Here is a 17,030-nt window from a genome sequence, read left to right as displayed (position 1 = left end):
CATGGGTTCCATTAAAATCGCTCCGTCCGTCCTTTCGGCCGACATGGCCAACCTCAGGGGCGAGCTCGACAAGATCGCCGGTGCCGACTACGTGCACTTCGACGTTATGGACGGTCACTTTACCGGCAACCTCACCTTTGGCGTTGACATCCTCAAGGCCGTCAAGCGCTCCACCGACGTGCCGGTCGACGCGCACCTGATGGTATCGAACCCCGATGAGACGGTCGATTGGTACGCCGACGCCGGTGCCGACATGATCACCGTGCACTATGAGGCCTCCACGCACCTGCACCGCACGCTCACGCATCTTCAGCAGCGCGGCGTCAAGGCCGGTGTGGTGCTCAACCCCGCCACCCCCGTGTGCGTGCTCGAGAGCATCATCGACGTCGTCGATATGGTGCTGCTGATGAGCGTGAACCCCGGCTTTGGCGGCCAGAGCTTTATCCCGGGCACCATCGCCAAGCTCCACGAGCTCAAAGCCATGTGCGAGCGCCACGGCGTGTCGCCCATGATCGAGGTCGACGGCGGCATCTCTTCCAAAAACATCGCCGAGGTCGTCAAGGCCGGTGCCGATGTCCTGGTGGCCGGCTCCGCCGTATTTAAGTCCGAAGATCCCGCTGCCGAGGTTGCGCTGCTGCAGAAGCTGGGCAACGAGGCCGCACAGGAGGCATAAACCCTTATGACCGCAGGTCAAAACCGCATACCCGTGAATCTTGACTATGCCGCCTCGACGCCCATGCGCGCCGAGGCGCTCCTTGCGCAGCGCGAGTACGACGACAGCGAGCTTGCCGGCGTCAACCCCAACTCGCTGCATTCGCTCGGCCGCAAGGCCGCTGCACGCCTGGAGGTTGCCCGTCGCGAGATCGCCCATAGCTTTGGCGCATGCGTCCGCCCGTCCGAGATTGTTCTGACCAACGGCGGCACCGAAGCCAACCAGCTGGCGCTGCTCGGTCTTGCCGAGGGTGCTCGTCAGCGCGATCGCAAGCGTAACCGCGTGATCGTATCTGCCATCGAGCACGATTCGATTCTGGACAACCTGCCGCTGCTGCGTGCCGCCGGCTTTACCGTCGAGCTGGTGCAGCCCTGCCGCGCGGGCTACATTGAGCCTGTCGCGCTTGTCGAGCTACTAGGCGACGACGTGGCGCTCGTGAGCATCATGGTTGCCAACAACGAGACCGGCGTGGTGCAGCCCATCCGCGAGCTTGCCGCGGCCGCGCATACCGTTGGCGCCCTGTTCCACACCGATGCCATCCAGGGGTATCTGCACATTCCGCTCGATGCCGCCGAGCTGGGCGTCGACGCCATGTCCGTCGCAGCCCACAAGATTGGCGGTCCCGTGGCATCTGGCGCACTCTACCTTAAGAGCCGCACGCCGCTGCGCCCGCGCATCTTTGGCGGCGGACAGGAGGCCGGTCGTCGTGCCGGCACGCAAGACCTGCGAACGCAGCTCGCCTTTGCCGCTGCCGCCTCATCTCTGACGCCCCATGTGGCTCAGGAGCGCGCGAAGCTGCAAGCCCTTTCCGACAAGCTCTACGCCACGCTTACGGCTCATCCGCGTATTCATGCCACCATGGGCGACTACGCACAGGCCGATCGCCTGCCGGGCATGGTGTCGATCTACGTTGATGGCATGGACTCCGAGGAGCTCATCGTCAAGCTCGATGCCGCCGGCTTTGAGGTTTCGGCCGGCTCGGCGTGCTCGAGCGGCAGCATGGACCCGAGCCATGTGCTCAGCGCCATGGGCATTGGTCGCGAGCAGGCACTAGGTGCACTGCGCATTTCCTTTGACGACCGCGTGAATCCGGACGATCTGGACGAGTTTGCCCAGACGCTGCTCTCGATCGCAGGTGCCGCATGATCGTCGCCGAGCTCGAGCGCGCGCTACTGGCACGCTATCCCAAAGCAAATGCCGAGAGCTGGGATCACGTAGGACTTTCCGTAGGTGACCCTGCCGCCGAGATTACCGGCGTGGCCTGCGCACTCGATGCGACTGAGGCTAATGTTCGCCGCGCCCAAGAAGCAAGCGCCAACGTGCTGCTGACGCATCATCCCATATACATCAAGGCACCCGAGGCCTTTTGTCCGGCGGATGCCACACGACCCCAGTGCAGTGCGGCCCTCTACGAGGCTGCCCGCTGCGGGGTGAGCATTATCTCGCTCCACACCAACCTGGACCGCTCGCACGAAGCCCGTGTCTGCCTGAGCAAGCTGCTGGGTGCCGCACCCGTGAGCTCACTGGAGCACGTGGACGACCCCGAGGCCACCGGCCTGGGCGCACTTGCAACGCTCAATGACCCGTGCACGCTGCGCGATCTTGCCACCCGTGCTGCCACGGCCTTTGGCAGCGACCCGCGTGTGTGGGGCAAAGCTGATCGCCCGTGCCGCACCGTCGCCATTTTGGGCGGCTCCCTGGGCGACTTCGGAGAGCTCGCCATCGCCGCGGGCGCAGATGTTGTCGTGACGGGCGAGGCGGGCTACCACGTGGCGCAAGACCTTGCCTTGCGCGGGCTGCCGGTGATCTTGCTCGGCCACGACCGCTCCGAGGAGCCGTTCGTGGATATCTTGATGAACTCTGCAGTTGACGCCGGGGTTAAACCCCGTCATGCGATTAAAATACTGAACCCTTGCCAATGGTGGACTGTGACAAAAGGAGAGAACTTATGAGCGCCGGCGCTACGCTACTCAAGCTGCAACAGATCGATTTGGAGCTCGCCCGCAACAAAAGCGAACTTGCCAATATGCCGGAGCTCAAGGAGCTCGCTTCCAAGCGCAAGACCTATGTGAAGCTCAAGTCCGAGATGACCAAGCTCTACGCCCAGCGCAAGGATCTGGACATTGAGCTCGACGATCTCAACACCACCGAGATTCAGACGAACAACGCCATCGAGGCTGCCAAGAAGCGCCACGTCGACGGCTCCGACTACCGCGAGGTCCAGGATCTGGAAAACGAGCTTGCCACCCTGGCCAAGCGCCTGGACAAGATCGAGCACACCCGCAAGGACGTCGTCGTCGCCCATAAGGAAGCGCTCGACCGCGAGGCTCGCGCGCAGGCCATCATCGCCAAGTTCGAGGAGGGTGTGAAGGCCGATACCAAGGCCGCCCGCGCCAAGGCCGCCGACCTGCAGACCCAGATTGACGCTGCCACCAAGGAACGCACCGCCCTTGCCGCTACGCTGCCGACCGATGTGCTCACCGATTACGAGCGTCTGCTCAAACAGTTCCGCGGCTTGGCCGTCGAGACCATCCAGGGTAACATCCCCACGGTCTGCCACACCGCGCTGCAGGCATCGTCCATGAGCGACCTCAACCACGACGGTAGCGAGATTACGCACTGCCCGTACTGCCACCGCCTGCTGGTGCTCCCGAGCAAGGAAGCGTAAACGATGGCGGCGCCCAACAATTCAATGCAACTTGAGGGTAAAACGATCCTGCTGGGCATTACCGGCGGGATCGCCGCCTATAAGTCGTGCAATATCGTGCGCCTGCTGCAAAAGCGCGGCGCGCGCGTCAAGGTCATTATGAGCGAGCATGCCACCGAGTTTGTGGGGCCGCTTACCTTCCGTGCGCTCACCAACGAGCCCGTCGCCGTGGGTCTGTTCGACGATCCCTCCGACCCCATCCACCACATTTCGCTGGCGCAGGAGCCCGATCTGGTGGTCGTGGCGCCCGCGACGGCCAACATCATCGCCAAGATGGCCAACGGCATTGCCGACGACCTCATCTCCACCACGCTGCTTGCCACACCGCGCCCCATCGTGATCGCGCCGGCCATGAACAATGGCATGTGGAAGGCGCCGGCGACGCAGGCCAATATGGCCACGTTGCGCGACCGTGGCGTCCATGTGGTGGGACCCGGCAGCGGCTACCTTGCCTGCGGCGACGTGGACACGGGACGCATGAGCGAGCCTGAGGACATCGTTGAGGCCATCTGCGAGGTATTCAACCCCGCGCCCCAGGACCTCGCAGGCAAGCGCATCGTCATCACTGCCGGCCCCACGCATGAGCCGATCGACCCCGTGCGCTTCATTGGCAACCGTTCTTCGGGCAAGATGGGTATCGCCCTGGCGGGGGAGGCCGCACGTCGCGGTGCCGCCGTCACGCTCGTGCTGGGACCGACATCGCTCGACGTTCCCCACGGCGTAGAGTGCGTGCGCGTGCAGACCGCCGCAGAGATGCTGCAGGCGGCGTTAAACGCCTTCCTGACGGCCGACGCTGCCATTTGCGCGGCAGCCGTCGCCGACTACACGCCCGCGGCCCCTGCGGACCACAAGCTCAAAAAGGCTAATGAACGCTTGAATCGCATCGAGCTCGTCGAGACCGTTGATATTTTGGCCGAGCTTTCGTGCCAAAAGGGAGAGCGGTGCGTGATCGGCTTTGCAGCCGAGACCGATAACGTCGTGGAGTACGCTGAGCGTAAATTGGCCCGTAAGGGTTGCGATGCGATCATCGCCAACGATGTCACGCGCGCCGATTCGGGCTTTGGAACCGACACCAATAAGGCCTGGATTGTTAGCACAGCAGGGACGCAGGAACTTCCCGTGCTAACAAAACCCCAGCTCGCAGATACAATTTTGGACTTGCTCAAAAATAATTAAAAAAGTTCTTGCACAAGGCCAAAGTTTCGGGTTAATATACTCCCTGTTGCGAGCGAGAGCAGAGCAACAAACAAAAGCTTCGGGACGTGGCGCAGCTTGGTAGCGCACTTGACTGGGGGTCAAGGGGTCGCTGGTTCGAATCCAGTCGTCCCGACCAGAAGTTTGCAGGTCAGGCACCTAGTACCTGACCTTTTTTGTTTTAAGCAATTGCTTAATTTTGATTAAGCAACAGGGTGCCAAAAATCTACCTGCACGACAATCGCCTTTTGCGGCTACTTGCGCGTTTTGCATACGCTTGAGACGATTTATTAACGCGATATGAATCTACATACGCGTAGCTGGTATACAGCCGAGTACAGGCTGTATTTATCGCGGCGATTTACACAGATATAGCGACTCTAACGAACAAGCGTGTCACTGTATTTATTCCAGTAGTTAACTTGATCGGTGGATAAGTGGGCTGTTGCAACGAAACGCCAAGCAGGATGGGCTCTATACGAGGACGCCGCAGGGTAATGGCGGGGGAGTGCGGCAGGCGCTCTGAAAGCCGCTGTATGACCCCATGTCTTCTTAACTCGATAATTTGTGTTTCAAGCCATGAATCGGTCGAGCAATTGCCAAAAGAAAGGCCCATGCAGGATTGCACGGGCCTTACATCAGATCAAATTTGAGCTAGAAGCACCAAACGGGGCAGACGCAACGCCATCTCGTCGCGGCCTCGGCGAGCGACATATCGCAGTCGAGGTAGACATCGAGGAAGTCGTCAGATCCCGCACAGGGGGACCGCGATGGTGGCCACCGCGCCGCCCGAGGGGCTGTTGGCGAGCGAGACGGAGCCCCCGTGGGCGCTCGCGGCCTCGGAGGCGACGTGGAGTCCGAGCCCGTAGTGGCGGCCTCCGTCGCGCGAGGAGCGGGAGGAGTCGTCTGTGAAGAGGCGCTCGCAGCCGCGTTCGAGGGCGGCGGGAGAGAAGCCCGGTCCGTCGTCGGACACCTCGATGACGAGGTGCCCGCCCGCGACGTCGCAGGAGACCGCCACGCGCGAGCGCGCGTGCTCGGCGGCGTTGGCCACGAGGTTCGCGGCGGCTCGCGTCAGGGCGGTTCGGTCGAGCGGGGCCTCGGGCGCGCCCGCGACAGCGGGGCCCATGGCCGCGTCGAGTGTCACGCCTCGCGACCGGGCGATCTGGGCGGCCTCGGCGAGGACCTGCTCGCAGAGCTCGGCCGGCCGCATGGGGGCCCTCTCCGCCCCGCCGGACCCGCGCGAGGCCTCGATGAGCAGGCGCACGTAGCCGTCGAGCCTTTCGACACTGCCGGCTATGTCGCGCGCGGCGGCCGCGAGGTCGGCGTCTTTCTCGTTTTCCAGCTCCTCTGCCACGAAGTCGGCGTTGGCGCGCAGCACGGTGAGCGGCGTCTTGAGGTCGTGGGCGAGCGACGCCACCTGCTCGCGCTGCCCCCGCTCCGCGGCCCAGCGGGCCTCGAGCGACTCGGCGAGGGAGGTCCGCATGGCGTCCATCGCGGCAAGGACGTCGTTCACCTCGCGCACGTTGGTGCTGCCGACCGCGAAGTCGAGCTCCCCCGCGCCGACGCGCCCCGCCGCCTCCGCGAGCGGCGCCATCTTGCGCGAGATCACGCGGCTCGCGCGGCGCGCCACGAGCGCGAGCGCGAGCGCGCTTCCCGCAGCGGCGCCGACGAGCATGAGGTTCTGCGGGTTGGGAAGCAGGCCGGCGAGGTCGCGCGAGACCCACTGCGGCAGGTACTCGCTGACGAGTGCGCAGGCCCCGCCGCCCTTGAGCGGGAACGCGGCGTAGGTGAGGCCCGAACCCCCGCCCTCGATCTTCACTGTGCCCGGTTCCGCGGCGAGTGCCGTACGGGCCATTTCCTTCGCGTCCTCGAGCCGCGTGCCCTCGAGGTCTGTCATCAGCACGTATCCGTCCTTGTTCAGGATGAGGTAGCGGTACGCCGTCGGCACGTCCTGCTGCCCGCAGACGCCGTCGCGTCCCAGGCCCTCCGCGACCTCGCGAACATTGGCCGGCCCCCAGCTTGCCTCGTAGACGATGCCCGCGTTGATCGCCACGGAGAGCACCATGAACGAGGCGAGCCACGCCGTGGCGACCGCCGCGAACGCGTAGGCGAAGTAGCGCGCGATGACGAAGGAGAGTGGCATGCCCCCGCGACCTCGCGCCCCGATCTTCAGAGCTGCCACTTGTACCCCATCCCCCAGACGGTCGCGATCGGATCGGCGCCGGCCTCGGAGAGTTTCCTCCGGGCGCGGCTGACCTGCATGGATATGGCCGCGTCGTCGGCGTCGCTCTCCCAGCCGAGCACCGCCTCGCGTATCTGCGCGCGGCTCATGACCTGCCCGGGGTGGCGCGCGAGGTACTCGCAGATGGCGTACTCGGTGGGCGTGAGCGGCACGGTCTCGCCGCCCACGGCGAGGTCGCGCGCCCCGAGGTCGATCCGCACCTCCCCGAAGGAGAGAGCGTGCGAGCGCGGCCGGCGCTCACGGCGTAGATGGGCCGCGACCTTTGCGCGCAGTTCCGCGGCCCCAAAGGGCTTGCGGACGTAGTCGTCGGCGCCCAGGCCGTAGGCGGCCACGGCATCCTCCTCGGCCACGCGCGCGGTCAGGAAGACGATGGGCCCGTCGAAGTCCGGGCGGATCTGCCGCACGAGCTCGAAGCCGTCGAGCCCCGGCATCATGACGTCGCAGAGCACGAGGTCGAAGCGCGAGAGGTCCATCCCCGGGACCGCCGTCGGGTCCGCCGCCCTGACGACCTCATGGCCGTCGCGGCCGAGGACGCGCGCAAGCGCGTCGAGGATCGCCCGTTCATCATCCACTGCCAGTATCCTCGCCATGTTCGACCTCCTGAAACTCTCGTCGGAATTGTACTAACGCCGCGCTCAGCGGTCCAGAGCCCTGCGCGCAGCCGCGGGCGCCAACATGACGATCTCAGGGCTGGGCAGCACGCAGTCGGCGATCGAGCGCAGCGCCGAACCCCAGCCGGCGTCGAGCAGGGCATTCCCGCCCAGGACAAACGCTGCGGAGAGGGGGACGAGCACGGCGGCGAGCGGCTTCCTATGCATCTGCCCTCCCGTCCTCGAAGCGGCAGAACCAGGCGAGAAGGACGGCGGCGGCTGCCAGGGTGAGCACGAGGCCAGCGAGCGCAGTCGTGAGGAGTGGGCCCGCCGCGCGTACGGCGTCGATGAAGGCCTCCACCCCGAGCGACCCCAGGCGCGCGGGCCAGGCGAGCGGCACCCAGCTCAGGGGCGTCGCCAGGGCACCGGTGAGCTCGCCGGTCATGAGACCGTGCGCAAGTCCGCCCACCGAGAAGAACGCGAGGAGCATCCCCGCCGCGCCGGCGCCGATGACGGCGTTGCGGCCGAGGCGCAGGGCCACGCCGAGCCCCAGCGCGTAGAGGGGCAGGCTGCCCAGCACGATGCCCGCCCAGGCGGCCGCAAGCGGAGTGGGCCCGAGCGGCAGGCGCCCGGCGACGGCGAGCACGGCCCCGAACACGCCGAGCGCCACGGCCAGCGCGCCCGCGCCGAGCGCCGCAAGGGCGAGCAGCTTCGCCGCGACGGCGCGCCCGCGCGAGGGGACCGCCGTGAGGTTGGCGAGGCGCCCGGCAGCGCGCTCCTCGTCCACAGCGAGCCCGCAGACGATGGCGGACATGAGCGGCATGAGAGCGCCGAGGAACTGGGCGTAGGCGTCCGCGCCCAGCGCCGGGTCCCATCGGGTTACAGAGAAGTACTCGCCGCAGGCAAGACCGGCTGCCAAGCCGCAGACGAGGTGCACCGCCGTGAGCGGGGAGCGCGCCAGGCGCAGGGCCTCGGAGAGCAGGGCCCGCGGGAGAGTCATGCGCGGCATCGGGTCGGAGAGTCGTGTCATGGCCATCACCTCTCCTCGGAGCGCGCGAACCAGGCCGCGCCCGCCGCCGTGAGCGCGGCGAACGCGAGCGCGCAGACCGCAAGGCCCGCCAGTGTGAGCATGCCGTCCGACGCGAGCGCCTCGCCGAGCGCCATGTCCGCCGCGAGCGGCTCGCCGCTCGGCAGCACGGGGATGAAGCTCGTGGGGATGACCATGTTCGCCGACGGCGGAAAGAGCTGCGGCAGCGGCACCAACGACCAGGCGAACCCACCTACGAGTTGCGCGGCGAGCGGGCAGAAGATGCCCGCGAGCATGCCGAGCCGCGCCGTGAGGAAGAGCCCTGCGGGGATCATCCACGCCGCGGTCACCGTGTTGACGAGCGCGCAGAGGAGCATCGTGAGCGTGCCCGCGGCCGTGAGGCCCTGCGAGGAGAACGCCGATCCCGCGAGGTAGATGCCGAAGACCACGAGGTTCGAGAGCGTGCAGAGCGCGAGGCACCAGAGCGCCTTGGCCCACCAGGCGCGCCCGAGCGGGAAGCCCAGGCCCAGAAGCCCCCGCATCCGCGTGCGAGCATCAGCCCGCGCGACGCACGCCACCACGAGCGAGAGACACACGGGCAGGAAGAGCGCGTACCAGTAGTTCCACGCGCTGAAGATCTGCACGCCCCGGTAGGGCATCGCGCCGAGCAGCGGCATCGGCAGCGCCATGAGCACGGCCAGGCGAACCGGCGCCGCGTGGCGCGATTTCAGGGCCTCGGCGCGCAGGGCCGCGAGCAAGCCGCCTTTCTCACCCGTCATGCCGCCACCTCCCCGCGCCCTCGTCGCCCTTCCCGACAGAAGCTCATGAAGAGTTCCTCGAGGTCCTGCTCGGGACGAAGCGCATCCTCGTAGGCAAGGCGCCCCCCGCAGATGATGCCGATGGTGTCCGCCATCTGCTGCACCTCGGAGAGGATGTGGCTCGAGACGATCACCGTCGTACCCGCCGCCGCGAAGCCGCGGATCTGGTCGCGCAGTTCCTCGATGCCGATGGGGTCGAGGCCGTTGGTGGGCTCGTCGAGCACGAGCAGGCGTGGCCGGGCGATCAGCGCCAACGCGAGCCCCAGGCGCTGCCGCATCCCCATCGAGAAGCGCCCGGCGCGCTTCTTCCCGGTGTCCGCGAGGTCCACGGCGGCGAGCACCTCATCTATGCGGCTCTCGGGAAGGCCCAGCAGCGTGGTGCGCACGCGCAGGTTCTCTCGCGCGGTGAGGTTGGGGTAGAGCGGCGCCTCCTCGATGAGGCTGCCGATTGCGTAGAGGTCCTCGCGGCGCCAGGCGTGCCCGGCAAAGAGGATCTCCCCGGCCGTCGGCCGCAGCATCCCGCAGATCATCTTGAGCGTTGTCGACTTGCCGGCGCCGTTGGGACCGAGCAGCCCGTACACCTCGCCCTCGCGGATATGAAGGCTCACATCGGCCACGGCGTCCTGCGCCTGGTCGCCGCGGCCGAAGCGCTTGGTGAGCCCACGCGTCTCGAGCATGTAACCCATGGGTTTATCCTTTCTCTTCCGGGAGCGCGGGCCGAGTCACCGTGCCCGCGCGCCTTACCTTTCGGGTTCACCATCCATGGTGGGGCGCGTTTCTAACGAAGCCATAACGGCCGTTGGGTTCTTTTGGCGCCAACCCTTCTCGACCCGCACATCATGATTAATTTGCTTAAGGCAACAACTTTCCCGATCGATGTAATCACCGAATCAAAACGTGTACATCAGCCATCAAAGATGCCGAAAAATGTCATATTTAGAGGCTGATGTACACAAATGCAGAATCCCGCACAACCCAGTAGCATCCTCCATATGTCTGGACTCTCTATGCTTACGCTGGATAGAGATCGCCGGAACGGGTATAGTATCGAAAGTTTTGTCGTTAACCAGCGGGGGAGTCCTGTGGGCATCAAAAAGAAGATCAAAAAGGAGCTTATCGGCACTTCCGATTACCCGTCGAATAAGATCTTTACGATCTCCAATTTCATCACCTTTACGCGCCTGATCCTCACCCTGGTATTTCTTTACCTGTTTGTGACGGATAACAACCGCGTCATCGCCATCGTTATCTACGCCGTTGCCGCCTCTACCGACTGGATGGACGGTCAGATCGCCCGCATGACCAAGACGGTCTCGTGGCTCGGCAAGGTCATGGATCCCATCTGCGACCGTGCGCTGCTGTTCACCGGCGTACTTGGGCTGGTGGTCCGCGGAGAGCTGCCCATCTGGGTCTGCGTGCTCATTATTGGCCGCGACATCTATCTGGGCATCGGCACGCTTATCGTTCGTCATTATCACCGTCGCCCCATCGATGTCGTCTTTCCCGGAAAGATTGCCACTGCACTGCTCATGACCGGCTTCTCGCTCATGCTGCTCGGGTTCCCCGTTATTGACGGCCTGCATCTTTTACCTTCAACCCTTACGGCCTTCCCGGGCCTCAACGGAAGCTCGGTGCCCCTCGGCATCTTCTTTGTGTACGGCGGCGTGATCTTCTCCATACTCACGGCTGTCATCTATTCCATTAAGGGCGGAGTGGCCATTAAACAGGCTCTCGCGCATCCCGAGGACGAGGACATCGACTTTCTGAACCCCGAAATCGAAGACTGATTCGTTGGGGTATGATTACGTACGGTTCATTATTTGCGGCACGTCCGCGATAAGTTAGGGGTTGTCATGGACAACATGGTCAATAATATGCCTCAGAATGATAAGACTGCTGACGCTACCTGCGTATTCCGCGTGCCTTCAAGCGACGTCACCGTTCCCGACCTCATGGCCAACGTGCGCATCACCGCCCCCGTTCTGTCCATCGTCAAGGGTCCGCAGACTGGTGCCGCCTTTGAGCTCGAGGACGACGTGACCACCATCGGCCGCGATCCTGCGAACGGCATCTTCCTCAATGACATGACCGTTTCGCGTAGCCACGCGCGCATTATTCGCGAGGGCCTCGGCGCTCGCATTGAGGACCTGGGCTCGCTCAATGGCACCTGGGTCGACGGCGCCATTGTCAACGCGGCCCCGCTGCACGATGGTTCTTCCGTCCAGATCGGTACGTTTACGCTCATCTACCACGAGAGCACGCCGGAGCGCATCGAAACCGGTGAGTAGGGCATGGCCGAACGCAACTATCTGAGTATCGGCCAAGTCGTCAACCTTCTTCGAGGCGCATACCCCGATCTTTCGAACTCAAAAATTAGATTTCTAGAAGATGAGGGGCTCATTACCCCTCATCGTACGCCTAAGGGATACCGTCAGTACTCTAAGGAGGACGTTGATCGCCTGGAGGTCATCCTGCACTTGCAGAAGACCCGCTACATGCCGCTCAACGTGATTAAGCAGCGCTTGGAAAACGCCACGGACCTGTCAACGCTCGCTTACGAGGTGGGCTTGCTGTCCGATGTTCCGCTCAAGACGGAGCCCAAGGAGACTAAGCAAAAGCTGCATCCCATTGAGACCATTCCCGATATGCTGGGCGTCGAGATTTCGTTTATCCGCTCGCTCGCCGAGAACGACCTCATTCGCATCATCAAGAGTCCGCAGAATCGTGAGCTCGTCGATGGTCGCGATTTTCCAATCATCCGCTACTGCTCCGAGCTGTCACGCTTCCATATCGAGCCCCGCAACCTGCGTCAGTACGTGTCTTCCGCCAACCGCGAGTCCTCTATGTTTGAGCAGGTGCTCGTGAGCATGCTCGGAATGGATACCTCCGATGACGAGCGCGACGCCAAGCTCGAGCGTGCGTTTAAGAAGCTTCACGACCTGACCGAGGGTGTGCACACTGCGCTGCTCAAGAACCGCGTTTTTGAGTCGCTCAATGCCGTGGTCGAGGACGCCGACATCGATGCACTCGATGAGGAAATCACTCGCTCCGAGTCCACCAAAGCCAAAAACGAAGAGATAGCCACGCCGGCTTCACACGAGGATTCTCTCGTAAAGCCGCTCAAGGTCGTCGCCCCTTCGCACTCCGGCACCGCCACGGCGGGCAAATAACCGCTGCCGCTTATCCGGCAACCCATTGAAAGGTCATGCAATGTACGACTTCGAATCTCAAATCGTCGACATCCCCGACTATCCCGAGCCCGGAGTCATCTTTAAAGACATCACGCCGCTCTTTGGCAATCCCGAGGCGCTCAAAGCCATGACCGATACCCTCGCCGAGCACTTTGCCGGCATGGGAATCACCAAGGTCGTGGGTCCCGAGGCTCGCGGCTTTATGGTTGGCGTACCGGTGGCTGTAGCCCTTGGCGCCGGCTTTGTTCCCGCACGTAAACCGGGCAAGCTGCCGCGCGAGACCGTAACCCAGAGCTACGAGCTCGAGTACGGCACCGATTCAATTGAGATCCATGCCGACGCTATCAGCTCTAAAGATACCGTGTTGATTCTGGACGACTTGGTCGCGACGGGCGGAACCGTCGAGGCAACAGGTAAACTGGTGCGAGATATGGGCGCAAAGCTTATCGGTTACGGTTGTATACTTGAGCTTGCGTTTCTCAACCCGCGCGAGAAGCTCACGCCGTCTGATGACGATGTGGAGCTCTTTAGCCTGGTGACGGTAGGCTAGCCGTTACCCTTAGTTACTGGAAAGGAAGCTACATGCGCACAGCAAACACGCACAAAAACATGGCACGCTGCGCTGCTACGGCAACCCTCGCTTGTGGTTTGGGCTTGGGCCTCGCGGCTCCTGCCTACGCCGATACCGCATCCGACCTTGCCGCTGCTCGTACGAAACTCGAGCAGATCGGCACCCAAACCCAGCAGATTTACGATGAGCTTGCCACGCAGACGCAGGCGCTCGATCAGACTGCCGGCGAGATCACGCAAAAGCAGCAGGAGATCGCCGATGGTCAGGCCAAGCTCTCGACCTATGTCGCCGGCGAGTACAAAACCGGCGGTCTGAGCCTGCTTCAGGTTTTGACGGGTGTCGATGATCTGAGCGATATGCTCAACCGTCTGTTCTACTACGGCAAAGTTTCCGATAAGCAAGCTCAGACCATTCAAGAGGTCAAGGAGCTTAAGCAGCAGCTCACCGATAAGCAGGCCGAGCAGGAGAAGAACGTCGCCACCACGCAAAAGAAGGTCGACGAGCTTAACGCCCAGCAGGCTGAAGCCCAGAACGTCGTAAACTCCCTGGATTCGCAGCTGCAGGCCGAGCTTGCCGCAGAGGCCGAGGCCAACGCCGCGCTGCAGGCCGGCATCAACGCCAGTACTGCCGAGAAGGCCACGGTGAGCAACGAGACTGCCGGTACGACCGAGAACACCAACAACGGTGGTCAGACCAGCAATAACAACCAGGGCGGCAACACTCCGGCTCCTACGCCGGCACCTGCTCCGACGCCGCAGCCCTCCACGCCTGCTCCGGCTCCGACGCCTTCTGCTCCGAGCCAGTCCGTCGATGGCGGTTCCGTTGTTTCGCGCGCCTACAGCAAGCTCGGCTATGCGTATTCTTGGGGCGGCATTGGACCGAACAGCTTTGACTGCTCCGGTTTTGTAAGCTATTGCCTCACGGGACGCTACTGCCGTCTGGGCACCACGGTCGACTTCATGGGTTGGACCCGTGTGTCCGATCCGCAACCCGGCGATGTTGTGGTTAACTCCTACCATACCGGCATTTATATCGGTAATGGTCAGATGATCCATGCTTCCGACTACAAAACGGGCGTCATCATCAGCTCCGTTGCCGCCGGCATGAACAACAACTATATCTTCGTGCGTTACTAAGTCATCTTACACAGCGTGTGAATGTGGACCTCGTGGCTTAAAGTCGCGAGGTCTATTCTTTTGTCTCTAATCTTGTACGGCTATCTAGTATTCAAAACTAGATAGCCGTACATTCGGTTTGCAAGATGGCTATAATTGTTGAGGAACAATTAGAAAGGACCCTCTATGAGCTGGGCACTTATCTCCGATTCAAGCTGTAACCTCCGCGATTGGCAACCGACCGCGCCCCATACCACATTTGCATTTGCGCCCCTCAAAATTCGAGTGGGGGAGCGTGAATTCGTCGATGACCTTTCGCTCGATGTACATGAGCTCAACTGCGCTGTTCAGGCGGAGACGAACGCTTCTTCGAGCGCTTGTCCCAGCGTAGGGGAGTGGGTCGAGCTCTTCAAATTGGCAGACAAGACCATCTGCATGCCGATCTCTGAGGGCGTGTCGGGCAGCTACAATGCGGCAGCTACGGCTCGCGATATGGTTCTTGCCGAGGAGCCCGACCGGCAGATTCATCTAGTCAATTCGCGCGCAGCTGGCGGCAAAATGGACCTCATTTTCTTGCTGTTCGACCGCTATCTTGCAAGCAATCCGGATGTCTCATTCAAGGACGCTTGCGCATACTTCGATAGCCTTGAGCAGAACAGCAAAATCCTCTTCAGCTTGTGCAATTACGAAAACCTGGCCAAAGCCGGACGTATCCCTAAGGCAGCCGGCGTCATTGCCAACAAGCTCAATATTCGCATTTTGGGCACGGCGAGTGAAGCCGGTAAAATCGAACTCGTCGGACACACGCGTGGCGAAAAGAAGATGCTCAACAAGATTATCGACACCATGGAAGCCGAAGGTTTTACGGGCGGCGAGGTCGTTATCGACCATGTCGAGAATGAGGCAGGCGCCCAAGCACTTGCCAGCCGAATTGTGGAGCGCTGGCCAGGCTCCAAGACTATCATCATGCCCTGTAACGGGCTAGATTCATACTATGCCGAAATGCATGGGCTCATTATCGGCTACGGCATGGGCGTAGCTTCGGGCAAATAAAGTCCAACCAAGCAAAAATATGGGCGGGACAAACCGACAGATGGCTCTTTGTCCCGCTCGTTTTATACGTCGGCTAGCTATTAAACCCGTTGAACTTGAGATAGCTCATCAAGTAAGCCTTCGAAACAAAGGATGAAACCGCGCTGCGCACAAGCAGCGACTCACGCGTTACCTGATGCGCCGTATCGGGAACCGGCGTCGGCTCGACGGAAAACGCCGAACGAATCGATGCCTCGAGCTGATCAACCACATAGTTGAAGGCCGTCGGGGCATCGTAGCTCAATCGCTGAATGTTAAAGAGTGCCTGCACCGCAGCAATAGGTAGCACCTGCTTAAAGATGCAGATAGCGATCAGACGGGCAATCTGCTCGCGGCCATATTGCTTTTTAACCGGAGCAGGCACCAGGCCGACCTTCACGTAGTTATTGATCATCGATGGCGTAATGACAGGGTGCTCAACGCAAATGGACAGCGGCTCCATCCACAGCGCAACATACTCAATGACCTGGTCGCGGTAGAGCGTCACATTGGGCAACTGGTTATAGCGCGGCAGACTCAACGTATTGAGTTTACGCACGATATCGGACTGAATGAATGCATCGGGTAGCACCGTGGGCTGAATATCCTCGGGCTTAATGCTGACCGACGAATCGGACATCGGAATAACGTATTTAGCGTGGTTCATAAGAGGCCTCCATTCGTTTTCTATATTGTATTCTAGGTTATCTAGTTTTGCATACCACATAGCCGCCAAGAAAATTGGCGGGACAGTGCACTGATGCTTCGTCCCGCCATTTAGTAAATTGATAACAACCTTACATAAGATATATTATCGTACTTATCCACGGAGAAACGCGTATGCGCTCGTTGCCGCTATGGCTCCGTCCGAAACAGCGGTCACAACCTGGCGTAAACGTTTGGAACGGATATCGCCAGCGGCAAATAGACCTGGCGTGCGGGTCGCCATGGATTCATCAGTCAGAATGCCGCCATCAGGCGCCAGGTCGACTAGATGCTCAACAAGCTCGGTATGTGGCTGCGTCCCCGTAAAGACAAAGATGCCAAACGAGCCGGGCTCAAATGACTCGACATGAGTTTCCCCAGATGCATTGTCCTTAAAGGTAATCGTCGTTGGCATGGCTTCGCCCGATAGCTCCACAATACTAGTTTGGTACCTAACTGTAATATTGTCCTTTGCGAGTACTTTCCGAACAACACCATCGGGCGCACGGAACTGGTCGCGGCGCAGCACGATGGTCACACTGCTGGCAATGTCGGACAGGAACAGCGCCTCTTCGCATGCCGAATTGCCACCACCGATTACAAAAACCTGCTTGCCGCGGAAAAACATGCCGTCACATGTTGCGCAATATGAAACGCCACGACCGCGATACGTATCCTCGCCTGCGAAACCTGCCGGACGCGGCGTGGCACCCATGCAAGCGATAACGCTCGAGGCCAGCGTATCGCCCATATCGTGATGCACCGTAAACAACGCTGCATCGGCATCGTAATCGATACCCGTAACCATGCTCCATGTAACCTGTGCTCCCAGGCCCTCTGCATGCTGCTGAAAACGCTCGCCAAGTTCGGCGCCACTCAGGAGCGGGAAACCCGGATAGTTCTCGACCTCATTGGTTGTGGCGATCTGCCCTCCCGACATGCCCTGCTCAATCACGGTCGTCGTCAGGTTGGCACGCGCAGCATAAATGGCGGCAGCATAGCCCGCGGGGCCGCCACCGATAATCGCAACATCGATCGGCTTATCGGTAGTCATGAAGCGTCCTTTCGTCGAAACGTTGTCGTTCTT

Annotated in this window: 19 protein-coding genes and 1 tRNA gene; 12 read left to right on the top strand and 8 right to left on the bottom strand. The window is 61.7% G+C overall.

The genetic code is table 11. The annotated features are described in order from the left end of the window. Nucleotide 1 precedes the first annotated feature (1 nt). From rpe to ACESSC_RS02530, 6 genes are all read left to right on the top strand, one after another. Complete coding sequence (gene rpe, locus ACESSC_RS02555; protein ID WP_373161077.1) at nt 2–673, top strand: ribulose-phosphate 3-epimerase; 672 nt, start codon at nt 2–4, stop codon at nt 671–673. Between the two features lie 6 nt (nt 674–679). Continuing rightward, a complete protein-coding gene (locus ACESSC_RS02550) occupies nt 680–1,858 on the top strand; it encodes a cysteine desulfurase family protein (RefSeq protein WP_373161076.1) in 1,179 nt (392 codons plus the stop codon). Continuing rightward, the gene (locus tag ACESSC_RS02545; RefSeq protein WP_373161075.1) at nt 1,855–2,664 is read left to right on the top strand and encodes a Nif3-like dinuclear metal center hexameric protein; all 810 of its coding nucleotides are present in this window, start codon (nt 1,855–1,857) and stop codon (nt 2,662–2,664) included. Before ACESSC_RS02550 ends, ACESSC_RS02545 begins: the two co-directional genes overlap by 4 nt. After that, nucleotides 2,661–3,380: a zinc ribbon domain-containing protein gene (locus ACESSC_RS02540; RefSeq protein WP_117842399.1), complete on the top strand. Its 720-nt coding sequence runs from the start codon at nt 2,661–2,663 to the stop codon at nt 3,378–3,380. Before ACESSC_RS02545 ends, ACESSC_RS02540 begins: the two co-directional genes overlap by 4 nt. Nucleotides 3,381–3,383: 3 nt before the next feature. Further along, entirely contained in the window at nt 3,384–4,595 is a 1,212-nt protein-coding gene (gene coaBC / locus ACESSC_RS02535; protein WP_373161074.1) for a bifunctional phosphopantothenoylcysteine decarboxylase/phosphopantothenate--cysteine ligase CoaBC, read from the top strand. Nucleotides 4,596–4,675: 80 nt separating this feature from the next. Beyond that, a tRNA-Pro gene (locus ACESSC_RS02530) sits at nt 4,676–4,752 on the top strand. Nucleotides 4,753–5,358: 606 nt separating this feature from the next. Here the strand turns inward: ACESSC_RS02530 and ACESSC_RS02525 are convergent. Genes ACESSC_RS02525 through ACESSC_RS02500 form a run of 6 tightly spaced genes read right to left on the bottom strand, consistent with a single transcriptional unit; the run spans nt 5,359 to nt 9,976 of the window. Beyond that, nucleotides 5,359–6,756, bottom strand: a complete 1,398-nt coding sequence (locus tag ACESSC_RS02525; RefSeq protein ID WP_373161073.1) for a sensor histidine kinase — start codon at nt 6,754–6,756, stop codon at nt 5,359–5,361. 26 nt (nt 6,757–6,782) lie between these two features. After that, nucleotides 6,783–7,445, bottom strand: coding sequence for a response regulator transcription factor (locus ACESSC_RS02520; protein WP_099431768.1), 663 nt, complete (start codon nt 7,443–7,445; stop codon nt 6,783–6,785). Between the two features lie 45 nt (nt 7,446–7,490). After that, entirely contained in the window at nt 7,491–7,673 is a 183-nt protein-coding gene (locus ACESSC_RS02515) for a hypothetical protein (protein WP_373161072.1), read from the bottom strand. Then, nucleotides 7,666–8,475 carry an ABC-2 family transporter permease gene (locus ACESSC_RS02510; RefSeq protein WP_373161071.1) on the bottom strand — a complete coding sequence of 270 codons (810 nt, stop codon included), beginning with the start codon at nt 8,473–8,475 and terminating at the stop codon, nt 7,666–7,668. Before ACESSC_RS02510 ends, ACESSC_RS02515 begins: the two co-directional genes overlap by 8 nt. A gap of 5 nt (nt 8,476–8,480) precedes the next feature. After that, nucleotides 8,481–9,251, bottom strand: a complete 771-nt coding sequence (locus ACESSC_RS02505; protein WP_373161070.1) for an ABC-2 family transporter permease — start codon at nt 9,249–9,251, stop codon at nt 8,481–8,483. Further along, the gene (locus tag ACESSC_RS02500; protein ID WP_373161069.1) at nt 9,248–9,976 is read right to left on the bottom strand and encodes a lantibiotic protection ABC transporter ATP-binding protein; all 729 of its coding nucleotides are present in this window, start codon (nt 9,974–9,976) and stop codon (nt 9,248–9,250) included. The genes ACESSC_RS02505 and ACESSC_RS02500 overlap by 4 nt, the downstream gene beginning before the upstream one ends. Nucleotides 9,977–10,372: 396 nt before the next feature. On the opposite strand from ACESSC_RS02500, the gene ACESSC_RS02495 reads away from it, so the two are divergent. The 6 genes from ACESSC_RS02495 to ACESSC_RS02470 all read left to right on the top strand — a co-directional run bounded on the left by ACESSC_RS02495 (nt 10,373) and on the right by ACESSC_RS02470 (nt 15,220). Further along, the gene (locus ACESSC_RS02495; RefSeq protein WP_373161068.1) at nt 10,373–11,077 is read left to right on the top strand and encodes a CDP-alcohol phosphatidyltransferase family protein; all 705 of its coding nucleotides are present in this window, start codon (nt 10,373–10,375) and stop codon (nt 11,075–11,077) included. A 66-nt stretch (nt 11,078–11,143) separates the two neighbouring features. Then, complete coding sequence (locus tag ACESSC_RS02490) at nt 11,144–11,578, top strand: FHA domain-containing protein (protein WP_006236002.1); 435 nt, start codon at nt 11,144–11,146, stop codon at nt 11,576–11,578. Nucleotides 11,579–11,581: 3 nt separating this feature from the next. After that, nucleotides 11,582–12,460, top strand: coding sequence for a transcriptional regulator FtsR (ftsR, locus tag ACESSC_RS02485; protein ID WP_117736838.1), 879 nt, complete (start codon nt 11,582–11,584; stop codon nt 12,458–12,460). 40 nt (nt 12,461–12,500) lie between these two features. Beyond that, nucleotides 12,501–13,031 carry an adenine phosphoribosyltransferase gene (locus ACESSC_RS02480; RefSeq protein WP_373161067.1) on the top strand — a complete coding sequence of 177 codons (531 nt, stop codon included), beginning with the start codon at nt 12,501–12,503 and terminating at the stop codon, nt 13,029–13,031. A gap of 32 nt (nt 13,032–13,063) precedes the next feature. Then, on the top strand, nt 13,064–14,188 hold the full coding sequence (locus ACESSC_RS02475; RefSeq protein WP_373161066.1) for a C40 family peptidase: 1,125 nt from the start codon (nt 13,064–13,066) through the stop codon (nt 14,186–14,188). A gap of 165 nt (nt 14,189–14,353) precedes the next feature. Beyond that, nucleotides 14,354–15,220: a DegV family protein gene (locus tag ACESSC_RS02470; protein ID WP_373161065.1), complete on the top strand. Its 867-nt coding sequence runs from the start codon at nt 14,354–14,356 to the stop codon at nt 15,218–15,220. A 73-nt stretch (nt 15,221–15,293) separates the two neighbouring features. Here the strand turns inward: ACESSC_RS02470 and ACESSC_RS02465 are convergent, their stop codons facing one another. Together ACESSC_RS02465 and ACESSC_RS02460 are read right to left on the bottom strand one after the other, a co-directional pair. Continuing rightward, nucleotides 15,294–15,905, bottom strand: coding sequence for a DUF1836 domain-containing protein (locus tag ACESSC_RS02465; protein ID WP_373161064.1), 612 nt, complete (start codon nt 15,903–15,905; stop codon nt 15,294–15,296). Nucleotides 15,906–16,058: 153 nt separating this feature from the next. After that, nucleotides 16,059–16,997, bottom strand: a complete 939-nt coding sequence (locus tag ACESSC_RS02460; RefSeq protein WP_373161063.1) for an NAD(P)/FAD-dependent oxidoreductase — start codon at nt 16,995–16,997, stop codon at nt 16,059–16,061. Nucleotides 16,998–17,030: the final 33 nt, after the last annotated feature.

Origin of the sequence: Collinsella aerofaciens (assembly GCF_964243765.1) — a bacterium.
Lineage (GTDB): Bacteria > Actinomycetota > Coriobacteriia > Coriobacteriales > Coriobacteriaceae > Collinsella > Collinsella aerofaciens_BU.
The sequence above is the reverse complement of the archived record's forward strand: the minus strand, read 5'-3'. Positions and strand labels throughout refer to the sequence as shown.

Excerpts from the sequence above, each read along its gene's own strand:
- ACESSC_RS02505 (WP_373161070.1), bottom strand. The coding sequence starts at position 9,251 with ATGACGGGTGAGAAAGGCGGCTTGCTCGCGGCCCTGCGCGCCGAGGCC.
- ACESSC_RS02465 (WP_373161064.1), bottom strand. The coding sequence starts at position 15,905 with ATGAACCACGCTAAATACGTTATTCCGATGTCCGATTCGTCGGTCAGC.
- ACESSC_RS02480 (WP_373161067.1), top strand. The coding sequence starts at position 12,501 with ATGTACGACTTCGAATCTCAAATCGTCGACATCCCCGACTATCCCGAG.
- ACESSC_RS02520 (WP_099431768.1), bottom strand. The coding sequence starts at position 7,445 with ATGGCGAGGATACTGGCAGTGGATGATGAACGGGCGATCCTCGACGCG.
- ACESSC_RS02550 (WP_373161076.1), top strand. The coding sequence starts at position 680 with ATGACCGCAGGTCAAAACCGCATACCCGTGAATCTTGACTATGCCGCC.
- coaBC (WP_373161074.1), top strand. The coding sequence starts at position 3,384 with ATGGCGGCGCCCAACAATTCAATGCAACTTGAGGGTAAAACGATCCTG.
- rpe (WP_373161077.1), top strand. The coding sequence starts at position 2 with ATGGGTTCCATTAAAATCGCTCCGTCCGTCCTTTCGGCCGACATGGCC.
- ACESSC_RS02545 (WP_373161075.1), top strand. The coding sequence starts at position 1,855 with ATGATCGTCGCCGAGCTCGAGCGCGCGCTACTGGCACGCTATCCCAAA.
- ACESSC_RS02500 (WP_373161069.1), bottom strand. The coding sequence starts at position 9,976 with ATGGGTTACATGCTCGAGACGCGTGGGCTCACCAAGCGCTTCGGCCGC.
- ACESSC_RS02525 (WP_373161073.1), bottom strand. The coding sequence starts at position 6,756 with ATGCCACTCTCCTTCGTCATCGCGCGCTACTTCGCCTACGCGTTCGCG.
- ACESSC_RS02510 (WP_373161071.1), bottom strand. The coding sequence starts at position 8,475 with ATGACACGACTCTCCGACCCGATGCCGCGCATGACTCTCCCGCGGGCC.
- ACESSC_RS02460 (WP_373161063.1), bottom strand. The coding sequence starts at position 16,997 with ATGACTACCGATAAGCCGATCGATGTTGCGATTATCGGTGGCGGCCCC.
- ACESSC_RS02470 (WP_373161065.1), top strand. The coding sequence starts at position 14,354 with ATGAGCTGGGCACTTATCTCCGATTCAAGCTGTAACCTCCGCGATTGG.
- ACESSC_RS02490 (WP_006236002.1), top strand. The coding sequence starts at position 11,144 with ATGGACAACATGGTCAATAATATGCCTCAGAATGATAAGACTGCTGAC.
- ftsR (WP_117736838.1), top strand. The coding sequence starts at position 11,582 with ATGGCCGAACGCAACTATCTGAGTATCGGCCAAGTCGTCAACCTTCTT.
- ACESSC_RS02475 (WP_373161066.1), top strand. The coding sequence starts at position 13,064 with ATGCGCACAGCAAACACGCACAAAAACATGGCACGCTGCGCTGCTACG.
- ACESSC_RS02540 (WP_117842399.1), top strand. The coding sequence starts at position 2,661 with ATGAGCGCCGGCGCTACGCTACTCAAGCTGCAACAGATCGATTTGGAG.
- ACESSC_RS02515 (WP_373161072.1), bottom strand. The coding sequence starts at position 7,673 with ATGCATAGGAAGCCGCTCGCCGCCGTGCTCGTCCCCCTCTCCGCAGCG.